This window comes from Streptomyces sp. NPDC059679 (assembly GCF_042734105.1).
Classification (GTDB): domain Bacteria; phylum Actinomycetota; class Actinomycetes; order Streptomycetales; family Streptomycetaceae; genus Streptomyces.
Genome location: NZ_JBHWES010000074.1, coordinates 24,402 through 38,847 on the forward strand (window position 1 = coordinate 24,402; position 14,446 = coordinate 38,847).

At 66.9% G+C, this 14,446-nt stretch carries 18 protein-coding genes and 1 pseudogene; 7 read left to right on the forward strand and 12 right to left on the reverse strand.

From position 1 onward, the window contains the following. Nucleotides 1–87: 87 nt before the first annotated feature. The 3 genes and pseudogenes from ACFV2X_RS46145 (at nt 88) to ACFV2X_RS46155 (ending at nt 2,586) form a co-directional block, all read left to right on the forward strand. Nucleotides 88–1,338 carry an ISL3 family transposase gene (locus ACFV2X_RS46145; protein WP_385628078.1) on the forward strand — a complete coding sequence of 417 codons (1,251 nt, stop codon included), beginning with the start codon at nt 88–90 and terminating at the stop codon, nt 1,336–1,338. A 47-nt stretch (nt 1,339–1,385) separates the two neighbouring features. Then, nucleotides 1,386–1,715, forward strand: a pseudogene (locus tag ACFV2X_RS46150) (transposase); the annotation flags it as partial. Between the two features lie 43 nt (nt 1,716–1,758). Beyond that, complete coding sequence (locus ACFV2X_RS46155; RefSeq protein ID WP_385628080.1) at nt 1,759–2,586, forward strand: class I SAM-dependent methyltransferase; 828 nt, start codon at nt 1,759–1,761, stop codon at nt 2,584–2,586. Nucleotides 2,587–2,750: 164 nt separating this feature from the next. Here ACFV2X_RS46155 and ACFV2X_RS46160 read toward each other — a convergent pair whose 3' ends face one another. From ACFV2X_RS46160 to ACFV2X_RS46185, 6 genes are all read right to left on the reverse strand, one after another. After that, complete coding sequence (locus tag ACFV2X_RS46160) at nt 2,751–3,440, reverse strand: recombinase family protein (protein WP_385628083.1); 690 nt, start codon at nt 3,438–3,440, stop codon at nt 2,751–2,753. Between the two features lie 120 nt (nt 3,441–3,560). Continuing rightward, complete coding sequence (locus ACFV2X_RS46165) at nt 3,561–3,707, reverse strand: hypothetical protein (RefSeq protein WP_385628086.1); 147 nt, start codon at nt 3,705–3,707, stop codon at nt 3,561–3,563. Nucleotides 3,708–3,777: 70 nt separating this feature from the next. After that, on the reverse strand, nt 3,778–5,646 hold the full coding sequence (locus tag ACFV2X_RS46170; protein WP_385628089.1) for an NB-ARC domain-containing protein: 1,869 nt from the start codon (nt 5,644–5,646) through the stop codon (nt 3,778–3,780). Between the two features lie 137 nt (nt 5,647–5,783). Next, entirely contained in the window at nt 5,784–6,263 is a 480-nt protein-coding gene (locus ACFV2X_RS46175) for a hypothetical protein (RefSeq protein WP_385628091.1), read from the reverse strand. Nucleotides 6,264–6,378: 115 nt separating this feature from the next. Further along, on the reverse strand, nt 6,379–6,561 hold the full coding sequence (locus ACFV2X_RS46180) for a hypothetical protein (RefSeq protein WP_385628094.1): 183 nt from the start codon (nt 6,559–6,561) through the stop codon (nt 6,379–6,381). Beyond that, nucleotides 6,540–6,731 (reverse strand): hypothetical protein, encoded by a 192-nt coding sequence (locus ACFV2X_RS46185; protein WP_385628147.1) that lies wholly within the window; start codon nt 6,729–6,731, stop codon nt 6,540–6,542. Before ACFV2X_RS46185 ends, ACFV2X_RS46180 begins: the two co-directional genes overlap by 22 nt. Before the next feature lie 212 nt (nt 6,732–6,943). Here ACFV2X_RS46185 and ACFV2X_RS46190 point away from each other — a divergent pair, with 212 nt between their 5' ends. After that, nucleotides 6,944–7,183: a hypothetical protein gene (locus tag ACFV2X_RS46190; protein WP_351636105.1), complete on the forward strand. Its 240-nt coding sequence runs from the start codon at nt 6,944–6,946 to the stop codon at nt 7,181–7,183. Here ACFV2X_RS46190 and ACFV2X_RS46195 read toward each other — a convergent pair. The 4 genes from ACFV2X_RS46195 to ACFV2X_RS46210 form a co-directional block, all read right to left on the reverse strand. Beyond that, nucleotides 7,170–7,691: a pyridoxamine 5'-phosphate oxidase family protein gene (locus ACFV2X_RS46195; RefSeq protein ID WP_037700075.1), complete on the reverse strand. Its 522-nt coding sequence runs from the start codon at nt 7,689–7,691 to the stop codon at nt 7,170–7,172. The two genes, ACFV2X_RS46190 and ACFV2X_RS46195, sit on opposite strands and share 14 nt — an antisense overlap. Nucleotides 7,692–8,193: 502 nt before the next feature. Next, entirely contained in the window at nt 8,194–9,813 is a 1,620-nt protein-coding gene (locus ACFV2X_RS46200; protein ID WP_385628096.1) for a hypothetical protein, read from the reverse strand. A 4-nt stretch (nt 9,814–9,817) separates the two neighbouring features. Continuing rightward, nucleotides 9,818–10,150 carry a helix-turn-helix domain-containing protein gene (locus ACFV2X_RS46205; RefSeq protein WP_385628098.1) on the reverse strand — a complete coding sequence of 111 codons (333 nt, stop codon included), beginning with the start codon at nt 10,148–10,150 and terminating at the stop codon, nt 9,818–9,820. Further along, nucleotides 10,147–10,422, reverse strand: a complete 276-nt coding sequence (locus ACFV2X_RS46210) for a tyrosine-type recombinase/integrase (RefSeq protein ID WP_385628100.1) — start codon at nt 10,420–10,422, stop codon at nt 10,147–10,149. The genes ACFV2X_RS46205 and ACFV2X_RS46210 overlap by 4 nt, the downstream gene beginning before the upstream one ends. Before the next feature lie 23 nt (nt 10,423–10,445). On the opposite strand from ACFV2X_RS46210, the gene ACFV2X_RS46215 reads away from it, so the two are divergent. From ACFV2X_RS46215 to ACFV2X_RS46225, 3 genes are all read left to right on the forward strand, one after another. Further along, nucleotides 10,446–10,685 (forward strand): integrase core domain-containing protein, encoded by a 240-nt coding sequence (locus tag ACFV2X_RS46215; protein ID WP_385628141.1) that lies wholly within the window; start codon nt 10,446–10,448, stop codon nt 10,683–10,685. Between the two features lie 144 nt (nt 10,686–10,829). Then, nucleotides 10,830–11,567 carry a hypothetical protein gene (locus ACFV2X_RS46220; RefSeq protein WP_385628102.1) on the forward strand — a complete coding sequence of 246 codons (738 nt, stop codon included), beginning with the start codon at nt 10,830–10,832 and terminating at the stop codon, nt 11,565–11,567. An 86-nt stretch (nt 11,568–11,653) separates the two neighbouring features. Continuing rightward, complete coding sequence (locus ACFV2X_RS46225; RefSeq protein WP_385628103.1) at nt 11,654–11,779, forward strand: hypothetical protein; 126 nt, start codon at nt 11,654–11,656, stop codon at nt 11,777–11,779. A gap of 582 nt (nt 11,780–12,361) precedes the next feature. Here the strand turns inward: ACFV2X_RS46225 and ACFV2X_RS46230 are convergent. Next, nucleotides 12,362–12,805 (reverse strand): hypothetical protein, encoded by a 444-nt coding sequence (locus ACFV2X_RS46230; RefSeq protein ID WP_385628106.1) that lies wholly within the window; start codon nt 12,803–12,805, stop codon nt 12,362–12,364. Between the two features lie 22 nt (nt 12,806–12,827). Then, on the reverse strand, nt 12,828–14,420 hold the full coding sequence (locus ACFV2X_RS46235) for a restriction endonuclease fold toxin-2 domain-containing protein (protein ID WP_385628109.1): 1,593 nt from the start codon (nt 14,418–14,420) through the stop codon (nt 12,828–12,830). Between the last annotated feature and the right edge of the window lie 26 nt (nt 14,421–14,446).

A 14,446-nucleotide genomic window follows, 5' to 3' on the forward strand; every position in this document is an offset into this window, starting at 1 on the left:
TGCCGGGTCTGACCGTGCGCTACCAGCGGCGCACGCCGCTGCTGCAGCACCTGGTCGAGGCAGTGGGCGGGCCGAGGCGGAGCCCGGATGCTGCGGATCCTGAACATCACGCTCTCGCGCTGCACCGTCCTGTCACAGCTGATGCGCATGTCACTGCCAGCCCTTCCCCCGCCCCGAGTGCTGGGCGTGGACGACTTCGCACTCTACGGTGACACCTTCGGAACCCTCCTGGTCGACGCCACCACCCGGCTGCCCCTCACACTCTGGGAGGGACGGGATGCCGAACAGCTCAGCCGCTGGCTGCACGAGCATCCAGGCGTCGAGATCGTCTGTCGTGACGGCTCCCTCACCTACCGGCAGGGCATCACCGACGGCGCCCCCGACGCCGTGCAGGTCAGCGACCGCTTTCACCTCTGTCAGAGGCTGTCCCGCCGCGTCCAGGACATCGCCGCCGCGCACCGTGGCTGCCTGTCCACGGCACTGCCACCGACTGTCGAATCCAACCCGTCTCCGGCCGGGGAGACCGTCGAGGACGCCGCGGCGGACACCCGGGCCGGGCGTCACGCCAGAAGGCTCTTCGAAGCCGTACACACCCTCACCGACACGAGCCGGCCCTACAGCGCCGTAGCCCGCGAACTCGGCCTGGACCGCCGCACGGTCCGCAAGTACGCCCGGGCCCGCACCTGGCAGGAGGTGATGCGCCGCCCGCCCCGTCGTTCCTCAACCCTGGATCCCTACCTCGACTACCTGCAACAACGCTGGGACGAGGGAGAACACAATGCGAAGATCCTCCACGAGGAAATCCAGGCCAAGGGGTACCTCGGCCACTACCAGCGCGTGAAGATGGCCGTCGCACCCCTGCGACGCGGTCTTCCCCTGGACGAGCCGCGCAAACGCCCGCCCTCCCCGCGCGAGGCCGCACGCTGGATCACCACTCACCCCGACCGCCGTAATCCACTGGCCAACGAACGGCTGCACCAGCTCCTTGAACACTGCCCGGAGCTCCGGCTCACGCACGACCTGGTCCGCCGGTTCGCCGCCATGCTGGACAGCCGCGATGCCACACCCCTGCCGACTTGGCTCGACGATCTCTCCAACAGCGGCCTGAAGCCCCTCGTCGGCATCGCCGGAGCCCTGCGCGAAGACCGGCACGCCGTGGCCGAGGGGATCACCACACCCTACAGCTCCGGCGTCAACGAAGGCCGCATCACCGACGTCAAACTGCAAAAACGACTGATGGCGGGACGCGCCGGTGTTCCGCTCCTCCGTCAACGGGTCGTCCTGATCGCCCACTTCCGCCGCCGCTATGCGGACGGGCTGACCGCCACCCCGAGATGATCTCCGGCTACGAAAATCTTGCCAGAGCCAGAAAAGTCCGTACGCCGACACACCAGCAACTCGGCGCCCCGATCGTGCTCGTGTGGGACAACCTGAACGTGCACAGAGACCGCCGACTGCAAGAGTTCATCGACACCCATGACTGGATCACCTGTTACTTCCTGCCGTCCTATGCACCCGATCTCAACCCCGTCGAGGGCATCTGGTCACTACTGCGACGCAGCAGCCAGGCCAATACGGCCTTCACCGACCCTGACCACCTCATGAGCGCGCTTCGGCACGGTCTCCGCCGGATCCAGTACCGCAGCAACCTCATCGACGGATGCCTCGCCGAAACCGGCCTCACCTTGACGACATCACGGCAACAAGGTCAGTAAACCAGTGGCGTCCCCGTGGACGAACCTCATAGCTTGTGAACTCGTGACTGATGCTCCGAAGATGCGCCCGAATCCACACGACCTCGGCCGGGTGTTCAACGAGGTGCCGGAGCTCTACGACCGAGTGCGGCCGGGGTACCCCGACGAGCTGGTCGCGGACCTTGTCGCCGTCACCGGCATGGACGATAAGTCGTCGGTCCTTGAGGTGGGCTGCGGTACCGGTCAGGCGACGCGCTCCCTGGCAGCGCTTGGATGCTCAGTGACCGCCATCGAGCCGGGCCTGGAAATGGCTGCACTCGCTCGCCACCGGATCAGCTCCTTCCATAACGTCGCAGTCGAGACGTCGACGTTCGAGGAGTGGGACGACCGCGGTCGACGCTTCGATGTTCTCGTGGCTGCGCAATCATGGCACTGGGTCGACCCTTCGATCGGCTGGCAGCGAGCGCACGACGTGCTCTACCCCGGGGGCTGGATGGCGCTGCTCGGCCACGTCGTTGTCCGCCGGCCGGGAGAGCCGGAGGTGTACGCCGAGACCGCCGATCTCCTCGAGCGGTTCTGCCCCGGGAACCCCGACTGGGGTCATCCTCCGCTGGAGGACGAGGTGCGCACCACAGACGTGGGCTGGGGCCTGGTCGACGATCCCGGGGGATTGTTCGGCCCGACGATCGTGCGCTGGTACCCAACCGTTCAGTGGTTCAACGGGGACGGCTTTGCCGATCACCTTCGCTCGTTGTCGCTGTACCGGAGGCTCGACCGCGACGTCCGTGAGCCCCTGCTCGACTCAATCGCCGAGCGCATCCGCACGCGGATGGGCGACCGGGCATCACGTCGTTATCTGAGCGTCCTCCGTGTCGGACAGCGCGCCGAGTGAGCCCAGTGGTGAAGGACCTGCCGAATCGGCGGCAACGGACCCACCGCACTTTCATGCCTGCCTGCCGAAAACGCCGTGGGTTCCCAGTGAAAGCACCTCAGTTACGCTGAACCCACGGCCGACGTGCCGGTAAGAACGCTGTCACCAGCCGCAAACGGCGGTGATCAGTCCTCGGACCTGGTGGGTTGCGGCAGTTCCGGCGTGCTCGTCACCTCAGCGAGTGCGAGGCGACCGCCCTTCAACTCGGGCACGTAGTTGTAGATCGTGTTCCTGGAGACGCTGAGGAGCTTCGCGATCGAGGTGACGGTGTTCTCCGGGCGGGCAAGCAGGTCGCGGGCGTGACGTACCTGCTCCTCCGTCATCGCTGGCGGGCGGCCGAGTCGGGCGCCGCGGGCGCGGGCGGCGTCCAGGCCCTCGTTGGTGCCCTGCACGATGAGTTCGCGGATGAACTCCGCGAGCGCCGCGAACACGTGGAAGACCAGGTGCCCGCCGGGCGTGGTCGTGTCGAGCGCCTCGTGCAGCGAGGTGAAGCCGACGCCACGCTTGCGCAGGCCGGACACGATCGCGATGAGGTCCTGGATGGAACGGCCGAGCCGGTCCAGCGACGGGACGACGAGGGTGTCGCCCTCGCGCAGGTAGTCGAGGGCCTTCCACAGTTCCTCGCGTTCGGCGTTCTTGCCGGACTTCTTGTCGGAGAAGATCCGGATGCAGCCCGCTGTGTTGAGTGCGTGGATCTGCCGGTCGAGCAACTGCCCCTTGGTGGACACGCGTGCGTATCCCACGAGGCTGCCGGTCCGTACGGCCGGAACGGGTGCGAGGAGATCGGCGGTGTCGTCGTCCTGGGGTGGCTGCACCTGTCAGATCGTGCAGAAAACGGTGCTCCTCAAGTTCTTGAGCACATTGACTTTCTGGCACCGTTTTATGGGCATGATCCGCCGGCGATCAGGCCGCGCGCCACTGCTTATTGATCTTGCTCAGGAATCGGTCGATTCATCAACAGTCGCTCTACTCCGCCACCTGGCGAGGTCGTTGCGGATGTTCAGGGTGTGGGGGTGGTCGGGGCCCAGCACCCGCACCCAGTCGGCCAGCAGCTCTTCATACGCGTCCGCGGCACCCGCCACGTCCCCGCCTCACCGATGGCGAGTACCTGGCGCCCGGGATCGAAGGCCGTTCTTGAGTTAGCTCGCACTGTCAGCCGAAAGCGTCATCGTCTGTAATTATTCGAGTCCGCCAGTACTTGTGCCTACTTCGGATTTCGCGGATGTACGGGTGGCTGGGGCCCAGCACCCGCATCGCGGCGTCCAGTAGGTGACTTAGCTCGGCCTCGGCGCCAAGCCAGTCCCCTTGCACTCCCCGCAAGTCGGCGAGGTGGCGTCGAATGAGGAACGTTTCGGGGTGGTTGGGGCCTAATACACGCATCACGTCGGATAGTAGGCCGGTCATCGCGGTTTCTGCGCCCCTCAGATTCCCCGCTTCTCCTCGCCACTGAGCGAGCTCCCGCCGAGTGGTGAGGGTATCGGGGTGGTCGGGGCCGAGTACACGCATCACGTCGGGTAATAGGCCGACCATCGCGGCTACTGCCGCACGCGGATCCCCCGCGCTCCCCCGCCAGTGAGCGAACTCCCGCCGGGCGGTGAGGGTGTCGAGGTGGTCAGGGCCGAGGTAGCGAGTTGTTGCGGTAGTCAGATGGTGCAAATGGTCGCGGATTGCGATCCTCTCCAGATCGGTAAGGCCGATACCGCTAGAAGAGAAACCACCGATGTGGTAAAGCACCGCGTGGGCGTTCGGTCGGTAGAGGGCCTCGCCGGCATTGTCGGCCAGCGCCGCAGTGTTGGCGCGCAGGGCGAGGCTGGTAGCCACGGTCATCCTCTCCTGCCACGTCTCAAGTAGTGCGTCGGCGGCGGTGCGGGCGAGCTGGTGGTGCTGGTCGGGGGTGAGGGTGTCGCGGGTGGCGCGTTGGATGAGCTGGTGGACGCGCACGGCCTGGTGGGGGGTGGTGGGGCTGTGGTCAATGAGGCTGAGTCGGTGGAGAGCACGTAGCGCGAGCGCGGCGTCTTCGGCCGAGACCTGGGCCGATGGGTGGGTGCTGCCCGTGCTGGTCGGGGGGCGGTGCTCAGTGAGGTATGCGAGGGCGCGCTGCGTGGTGAGGACCGTGGCGGGGATGCCGTTGGGGTCGAGCAGGACTGTGAGGTGAAGCATGGGGCGTGCCAGGCCCGCCGGGCGGATCTTGTTGGCGTGTTCGGTGGACAGGGCCCATGTTGCGGCCACCGTGGCGGCTTGGTCGTCGGGGAGAGCACTGTCCTCGGGGATGAGGTCGGCGAGTCTCCTCTTCCGCTTCGCCAGCAGGGCACGGTAGGCGGCACAGGACAGGAGTGTGTCTGTGAGGTAGGCCGCGGCCTGGGACAGCGCCAGCGGCAGGTACCCCAGATCGCGGGTAAGACCGGCGAGTTGGTCGTCGGGTTCGCTGCGGCCGTAGATGTTCAGGGCGTCGGTGAGGTAGGCGATCGCTTCGGCTTCGGTGAACAGGCCGACGGTCACCACCCGGCCCCGGCCGGTCAGGGCTGCGTCGCGGCGGCGCGTGGTGGCCAGGGTCCGCCCGGTCGGGGAGGCGGGCGGCCATAGGCCCCGCACATGACTGGGATCGGTGACGTCGTCCAGGACGACCAGCCAGCGGCACGGCGCGGCACCGGGCTTGGGCTGGAGCCAGGCCAGGAAGGCTCGTGCTGCCTGCTCGGTGTCGCCGGCGTCGGCGCCGCACAGCTCCTCGGCAGCTTGGGCGTAGCCGGCCACGATCGCGTCGCGGCTGCTGGCACTGATCCAGATCAGCACGTCCACCCCGCCGGGCTCGGCCCCAAACTTCCAGGCGGTGCGGGCGTAGTCGGCGGCCAGCTGGGTTTTGCCGACACCGCCCATCCCGGACAGCACCTGGGACAGCACCGCTGTGCCGCCCTCGGCGACCGCCTCCCGCAGATGTTCGGCCTGCTCACGGTGTTGGAAGGCCCCGGCCTGTGGGGGAATGGTCCCGACCTGGTGCGGCCACGTGGCTGGTGGGCGAGGCACCTTCAGCGTGACGTCGCCGTGGACATCTCCGCCGACCGCGATGCTGCCGCCGGCCGCGTAGACGCTGACCGGCGGCGGAGGAGTGTCCGGGCCGGGTGGCCGACCGCGGGGTGGGCTTGTGCGCGCCGGGTCTCCGCTCAGCCCTTGGGCGGAGTCGGCGTGGAAGGGTGGTTGATGGTCGCGTTTCCGTGTAGGACGCCGGTGGCGATGGAGCCGTCCTTGGCGGTGATGCGCGTATCCCGCCCGGCGGCCAGGCCGCCGTCCCCGGCCGATGCCCCACCAGCAGGTGGGGGCTGCTCATCAAGCAACGCTCGCAGGGCGAGGCCAGCCTCGTCCTGGTCAGCCTCCTGAAGGTTTTCCAGCAGGTCCTGGAACCGGCCACGCCAAATCGCCTCATGCACGAGCCGAGGCTGGCCGTCACCGCGTTCGGCCGCCGCCGCCAGCTCGTCGGCCGTGGCGTCCAAGCGCCGCAGCGCCGCCTGCTCCCGCTCGGCATCTCCCCTTCCGAACCAGCCGGCCACCCTGGTGCGGAAACCGGTCCAGGCGTCCGTGCCCGCTGCCTGCGCCACAGCCGCCCCACCCGCGGCGGCCAACGCCATCAGCGCCCCCTCAATCACCCTGCCATCCTCTCCCGACACGGAATCGGTGATCCTCCGTGCCACCGTAGCGCCCGGTCAGGCAGCCGCACAGCGCTCTCCCACCAGTGCCTCCGGCGATGGCGGCGGATTTCGGTCACCGGGGGAACACGCCGAAGTCCAAGCGGTTGTCCATCTCCAGGCGGAAGGTGCCATACGGGTTGATGTTCGGCCAGAAGAGGGCGGTCAGGCCGCGCCGGTCCTCCTCGCTCATCCGCTCCGCCCAGGCCGGCTCGGCGAGCACCCGCTGGAGCAGCACTACCCCGGTCTCGCGATGCAAGCCGAAGCGGTCGGGCAGAGCTCATGCAGCATCGCGAGAATCGTGTCCGCATCCGCGAATGTCAGCTCCTCGACGAAGTAGTGCTCGCGGTGTTCCGGGCCGCACTCCGGTGTGGGGCGGTACTCATCTCCGTAGAGACAGCGGGCGTGCTCCGTCAGGGTGCTGTGCATGGGCTGGAGCCTTCGGCGTCGCGATCCGCCAGATAGAACTTAGGCCGAGGTCAGCCCGTGATCGTTCTCAGCGCCAAATCCTGTACCGGAACTACTCGGCCCCGGTGAGTCCCGTAAGTTCACGCAATCTGAAGGGTTCTCGGTGGGAACTCAAGGGTCCGTCGTCGTGCTCTGCGGAGTTGCTTCCGTGGGTTCGGGGCCAACTCGCGACCTTGCCGTTCCTGGTCCCCTGGACCGGCAAGACGCCGAGCGGCCCCCTGCTCGAACGCAGCGAAGCGGAGTTGAGAGCTTGGGGGCGGGGCAGCCTCGGGTCGCTGCTGTACCGGCGGGCGCTGGGCGAGGCCGTCGCCACGGCGCTGGCGGTACGCGACGGCGCGCCGTCGACCGGCCCCGCACCCACGTACGCGCAGGTGCAGGCCCTCGTCGACGGGCCCGGCGTCACGTGCCGGTGAGCTTGTCGAGGTCGGGGGCGTAGACGGTCATCCAGTGCGGGTTCAGCCGGTAGTAGACGACCTCGCGGTTCCAGTCGAAGGCGTCGTCGTCGCCGTAGAAGTCCTTCAAGTAGGCGAGGAGTTCCTGCCAGTCGGCCGTGGTCTCGGCGTCCTCGGGGTTCAGCTCCTCCACCGTGCCGTGGGTGAACACGCCGAGGTCCTCGCCGCGCATGTGCGCGACGCTGGCGGCCGGACGGGCCGCGAGATGACGGGCCTTGGCGGCGTTGCGCGCCGTGCCGAAGTGCCACCGGCCGTGCAGGAAGTGCCCGTCGGCGCCGCTGATCCGCGGTTCGCCCTTTGCGGTCACCGTCGAGAGGGCGAGCGTGCACATGCCGGTGAGGACCCCGGTGAGCTGCGCCGCCGTGATGGTGCGGCCCTCGACGATCGAGCGGAGGTGTGCGGTCGAGCCGGAGAGGGAGGAGTCGAGGAGGGACTGGAGCTTGTCGAGTTCTTCTGGGGTTTCGCGCATACGTCCATCGTCGGCCGTAAACCCGACACCTTCTGTCGTCATTGATGAAGCAGCGGTGAGGTTGCTCCGCGCGGGTTGCGCTCGGTGCTGCGTGGATGGCAACAGGTGGGGGACGAACGCCGGGACATGTTCATGTATTCGCGGTTGATTGACGAGCTGTGATGCCGTTGGTCCTGCTGTCAGGCCGCACGACGCGGTGTTCCCTTGAACTGATTGAGCAGCCATGATGTGCCGCCGTGACGGATTTCGTGGTTCCTCTCGCCATCGCAGTGATCGGGTTAGTGGCAACCGGCTTGGGAGCGGTTGCTGGGGCGCGGGCAGCTAAGTTCGGCGCGGAAAAGAATGCCGAAGCCGTCCGGCGGCAAGTACAGGACCAAGGTGCCGTCGAGCACGGTCACTGGATGCGCCAAGAACGCCTCAACACCTACGAGAGCTTTCTTGAAGCCTGGGATGAGTGCCTGCGCCTCTCCCAAGGATCTGCCGACGCCGACTCCAAGTCGCGTCAATCCGGGCGAAGTTCTTTTCCTGAGGGCGATGCCGAGTGCTCGGCGGCCTGCGCCAGCAGGGCGCGTGCGGAGTCCGCGTAGCGCATCGCAGTCTTCTCATCGAGCCCGAAGACCTCGGCGAGGTGGAGGGGGTCGGGGCCTCGGACCATGGCCTCTTCAAGCTGCCGGTCGACGCGGAGCCGCTCCAGTGTCGCCGTCTGCCCGCGCATCGCAGCACTGATCCAGTGGTTGCTGGCTCGACTGGCCTTGGTGGCGTTCTGGTTGTTGATCAGCAGGTGGAGGTTCGCGGTGTTCGGCCATCGGCTCCGTCGGTGCTCCAGCCAGTCCAGCAGCAGCTTCAGGGTGAGGTCGTCGAGTCGGCGTACTCGTCCGGCGATGGTCAGCCGTCGGTTGCCGATGTCGACATCGTCGAGCGTGAGGGTGCCGATCTGGGCGACCCGGGCAGCATGGACCGCGGCGAGAGCGAGGATGAGCCGTGTCGCCGGGGTGGTGGCCGCCGCGACGGACCGGTCGACCTGGTCCGGGGCGAGGGGCTGCAGCACGGCGTACTCGTACTGCCCGACCTTGATCCGACTGGTGGGGTTGCGGAAGATGAGCCCGGACCGCTTGACCCAGGCGAACAGCGCGCGCAGGGCGACCAGTTGATCGTGGCGTTGGTGGCCGTGCAGCGTCTTGAGATGGGTGAGGACGTCCTCGCGGGTCACCTCTCGCAGGTGGTCGTAGCGGTTCGACCACTCCAGCAGGGCCGGGCGGACCCGGTTGAGGTAGAGCCAGACCGTGCCCTCCCGTCGCGGGCGGCTGCGGGGGCCGCCGTCGCGCAGGAGCCGCGTCCAACGCTCGGCCTCCGAGCGGATGCCGGGGGCGAGGCCCTCCAGTCTTTCGGCTAACCAGCCTTCGAAGGAGGGTTCACTGTCGTCCTGGAAGATGCCCATCTCCTCCAGGACCGTGACGGTGTGGACGACCGGCAGGTCGAGGGCCCGGAGCGGGGCGAAGATCTCGCTGCGCCGGATGACGTCGCCCTCGACATGACCGGTGAGGACCAGGGCCAGGCCGCGGTTGACGGCGAAGCGGATGTTGCGGCCCCAGCCCCGGGCCTCGGCGAGCTGGTGGGCGAGGTACTTCGACCAGGCCAGCCAGGGGCTGGCCAGGTTGGCGTCGGCCAGGGCGAGTCGGCCGTAGTCACGTGGGATCTGCGCGAACAGCGGCAGCTGCCGCCAGCCGGGATCTGGACGCCAGGCCGGTGCGCGCGGCGGCTTGCGAGGGGCTCCCCGCCGTCCTCCGCGCCGCCGGATGGAACGTGCCGATCCGTTGCGGTGATGCATGCCCATGAAGAACAGCTGATGGTGCCGGACGGCGCCGAGCCGTACTCTCACGTCCGCCTCGTCCGCCAGCTGGTCGGCGAGGGCCTTGGCGCTGAGGCGGGCCTGGCACCAGCACAGACGGCAGTATCCCCACTTCACCGGCTGGATGCGGCGGCAGCCGGCACAGGCGGCCGTGTCATAGCTCCGGCCGAACATGTAGCACGCCGGGCAGAGACGTCCGCTGAAGTTCCCCCAGGCCAGGCAGCTGTCGCAGGAGTCAGTGGGCTTGACGTACCCCTTCGGGAAGCGCGCCACGGGCTCACTCCGGCGGCAGCGACCGGCCGTCCCGGCGCTTGGGGATCACGGCTGGTGCGACAGTCCCCGCACCGACCGCCGCTCGCTCCGTCTCTCCGGCCTGGCCTGGGCGGCTGACCTTCTCCGGCTCGGGGATCAACAGGTCACCGACCTCGCAGCCGAGGACGACGCAGATGACGTCCAGGTCCTCCAGCTTGAGGGAGACCGGCTGGCCGGACCACAGCCCGGACATCTTCCCCGCCGAGATCACCAACCCGTGCTCGGCCAGGCTCCGTTGGAGCTCGGACGCCTTCCAGATGCCCTTGTTTGCGGCCGTCAGCCGCAGGTTCCACCTCATCGGATCAGCCCTTCCAGCCGCTTCGCGGCCCGCTCGGTCCCGGCGGCCCAGGCGTCCTCGACCCGGGTCTGCTGAACATGGACGTACCGCATCGTCGCGGCGATCCAAGAATGTCCCAAAACCTCCTGAATCGCGAGCAAGTCCAGCCCGTTCGCATAGAGCTGGGACACGCAGAAATGCCGCAGGACATGCGGGGTGAGCCGCTCGCCCCACCCCGGCAGATGCGCTTTGGCCGCGTCCTTGAGCCCTTGCCGCAGGGCGTCGTCGCCCACCCGGCGGGCCGTGCCCACGCTGGATCGGCTCGTGCCGACGCGAGGCAACCGACCGCATCCTGATCACGGAAGAGCGCCACCTACGCCTCGTCGTCAGTGAGTACACAGATCACTACAACCAACACCGGCCACACCGAACCCTCGGACAACGGGCGCCGGACCGACTCACCGAACCCGAAGCACCCACCGCCACCGACAACACTCGCGTCCTTCGACGCGATCGACTCGGCGGCCTCATCCACGAATACACCCAGGTCGCATAGGGCGACACGGTTTCCGGCACCCACAGGGTGATGTTGTCCTGGGCGGTATTCAGCGGCCCTGCGAACGTATCGTTCGCCGCGCGCCGCGTGGAGTGTCGACGGACCCGTTGGTCGTCAACGGCCGAGTTGCGCCTACGCTACGCCATGGTGGACTTCTCCCACGCGGTCCTCGAATACCCCTTCACGATCGCCGCAGAGCTCGCCCCCTTCGTTCTCCCCAACGGACATCCGGTAGCAGAACACGCTCTTGCTGACGCGCCCGCCGCCAGAGTGCGGATGGCCTCGCTGCGTGGGGTGGACGCGGCCCATCTGGTCCTCGCCGACGTCGACCTGTCCCGGTGCCTATTCAGCGGGACCGTGCATCTGGACCAGCTGCGACTGGAGGGCGCCTGCTCCTTCGACAAGGTCCCGCCCCGCACGCGACGGCGCTGGCGCCCCGTACGGTTCACCCAGCGCCGCACCCTCACCGAAGAACACCACTGGCGCGCGAGCCAGCCGACAGCCGTCCGGGGCTGGAACGTCGCGGTACTCGGAGCCGGACACGTCGGGCCGGCACAGCTGGCTCCGGTGTACCGGGCGCTGCGCAAGGCGTTCGAGGACGGCAAGAACGAACCAGGGGCGGCGGACTTCTACTACGGCGAGATGGAGATGCGCCGCCACGACCGCACCGGCACCACCCGCGCCGAGCACGGACTGCTGCACGGCTACTGGATGCTGTCCGGCTATGGGCTGCGCGCCTCCCGAGCCCTGGGCTGGCTGGCTACCGCCATGCTCGTCACCATCGTGCTGCTGATGGGCTTCGGGGGCTCCCCCAAGACTCCCCGAAGCAGCAAGCCACCGGCACCGTCCCGCCCGGCGGAGGCAGCGTCACCTTCGAGATAGAAAAGGACGACCCGCAGAACCCCACCGGGAACAGGTTCACTGACGAGCGCTTTGAGAAGGCCCTGAACGTCACACTGAACTCCGTCGTGTTCCGCTCCAGCGGACAGGATCTGACCACCGTCGGCACCTACATCGAGATGACCTCCCGCCTCCTGGAACCCATCCTCCTCGCCCTCGCCGTTCTCGCCGTCCGCGGACGCATCAAACGCTGACCACCCGATGCCTGACTGCCACCCGCCGCGCCGACACTCCCCGAATGCCTGCCAACGCGGTGGTTCGCAGGTCATACCTGCTGGCTGATTGATCAGGCCGGTTCAAGCTCGGTGTATGGCGCTGACGTGATCACCGCAGGTTTCCCAGCCTTGGTCCACGAGGTCAAGTTGGTCCAGCCAGTGACGATCAGGGCTGCTGCTGCCGTAGTGGGTGCACGAGTCCGGCACGCACCGGCGGCTCACGCGGCGCCGGAGCCACGCCGGACAGTAGCCGACCTCGGACTGCTTCAGCCCGTACCGCTCGGCCCACTCGGTCACGATCTGCTGGGCAGCAGGTCGGTCCTGCAGCGCTTCCTGGTAGCCGGCTGGGCCGTCCGGGCTGCGGTAGTGGGAGCGGTCAGGGTCAGCGACCCCATACGGCCACCCGTATTCGACAGACCACAGAGGCCCGGACGACGAATGGCCGACGGTAGGGTCCCCGTCTGCCACCATATTGGGGTGGTGTCCAGGCCCCATGACGGTATCCCTGGGCGTTCCGCGGCCCGCACAACGAGGCACTGGCGGAGGAGCGGTCAGGGGCTCTTACTCATCGCCGATCGCTTCAGCCAGGTGCGTGGCCAAGGCTTCGGCCATGGGGCGGAGTCCCATGGCGCGCGGCAGTACGTGATCATCGTAGTCGCCGCGTTCGATCGCTTCCAGGTTGTTGAACAGGACGCTGACTTCAGGGTCAAGCATGGTAAGGAACCAGGAGACGAATTCGGCCGCATCCAACGCCGCGTATCCACGCAGGCTCAATCCACTGCCGAGACTGTACTCCCCGGAGCGCTCGGCCCCATTTTCGAATGTCATCGCAAACCGGGTCCGCTGCGCCGTTCCGGAATCGTCTTCGATCAGACGCGTGCTGCAGTCGGGCCACCGACTCTCGGCCGCCTGCGCAAACCGTTCTGGCGTGACCTGCCACCGCTCGCCCTTCATAGGGGCGAAGTAGTAGCTCGTGATGACGTTGGCGGCTTCATCGGGAGTCACCAAACACTCCTTCTCAATCGTTCTAGGCATCGTGATAGCGGACGCTGCCCGGCACACCTTCCTTCGCCATCAGATACTGCCAGTAGGCCATGGCCTCCGGGCCGTTCGTGATGATCTCAAGCCCCTTGATCTTGCTTCCGTCAGCCTTGATCGCACGACCATAGTCTTGGATCTCCACCTCGTCGCCCTCGTGTGGCCCGGTCTCCCAGGGCTTCTTGGCATCGTCGGGAAGCTGAAGCTTATCCAGTGTGCGGGCCGTCTTGCATGAATTCGGTTCATGGACATATTTGGCATCGAGGGCATATCCGTCCGCCGCCCGCAGGCCGTCTGCCTGCTGGATACTCTTCTCACCGTCCATGGGAGGCAAGGGAAGATCGTACTCAGGATAACCTGCGGTGTCAGCCTGGTACCGGTTTGCCTTGTCTTTCTCGGTTCTTTGATTGGCGAAGTCATGCCGGTGCAGACCAGACATCCACTTTCGGAAGTCAGCCTGCTCTTTGGCGCTGAGCCGGTTTCTGTTCGTCTCGGGCGGCAACGGGCCCTTTGGATTGACGCCAGGGCGGGGCGGGCCTGGCTTCGGAGGCTTACGCCCCTCATAGAGCGCGTTCAAGATGCTGTTTGTCCCGGGGGCCTTGACCACAGCCGGGACCAGGGGAATGCGCACGGGCAGAGGGGTTGTCGGAAAGACCGACGGGAGGTCCGGGTCCCAGGGGCCCGAGGCCTCAGGCAGCTTCACCTTGCGTCCCGAGCCATCAAGAATGCCCGGGATGCGACCGAGCCCATTGATTTTCGTATCAGCACAGACGGCGTCATTGAGGCCGTGGTCGTTGTCGTTATCGAACAACCCGTCGCCCCACGACATACCACCATCCATCCAGTCTGCTTTGGCATCGTCGATGTGCCCAGCGTAGGCGTAGCAGGCATCGGCGATCTCGTGGCAGGCTGTGGCCAGATTTGCCAAGAGCGCCTCGCCTTGGGCGGTTTGTTGGGGGCGGCCACTCTTGCCGATGAAGAGATCGAAGTAGTCAACGAATGAGGTGACAGCTCTGCCCGCCCAATCCTTGACCAAGATCCTTTGCCCCGTCTGAGCGCTAACGCGAGTCTCGTCCAGCAGCTCTCCCGCTTTGCGCCAGGCCTTGCCGGTATCGCGGACCTTTCCAGCATTCCCCCGCGGCCCCTGGGTGGTGAAGTCGTCGAGCCAATCCTCCTTGGCGACAACTTCAGGGAGATCTTTTTCGCTGCCCAATGGATTGCACTGGCTGTTGGCGGCAGGCCCCTTGAGCCTGCTAATAGCTTCGTCGGGCGAGTACTTGCCGATCAGAGATGCGGCCACCTTGCTGTCTGCGGCCAGGAAATCGAAGGCCATCCTCATCACTGAGGCAGAGAGATTGCCCATCGTATAGGTAGAGAAGGCCATCTGAGCCACAGCCTCACAGGCCGCCTCCTTATACAACTTTGCAAAGTTTCGGCCCCCCGCGTCATCGCCAGCCATCCCTTGGGAGCTCTCCAGCGCCACCACCAAAGCGTTGACAACCTCAACGAGGAAGTTCATATGGGTACTAAACCCGCCGGAGATAGCAACTAACTGGTCTGACTTGACATCCAAATCCGCCACCGACGCTCCTCCCCTAAGCGTATTCC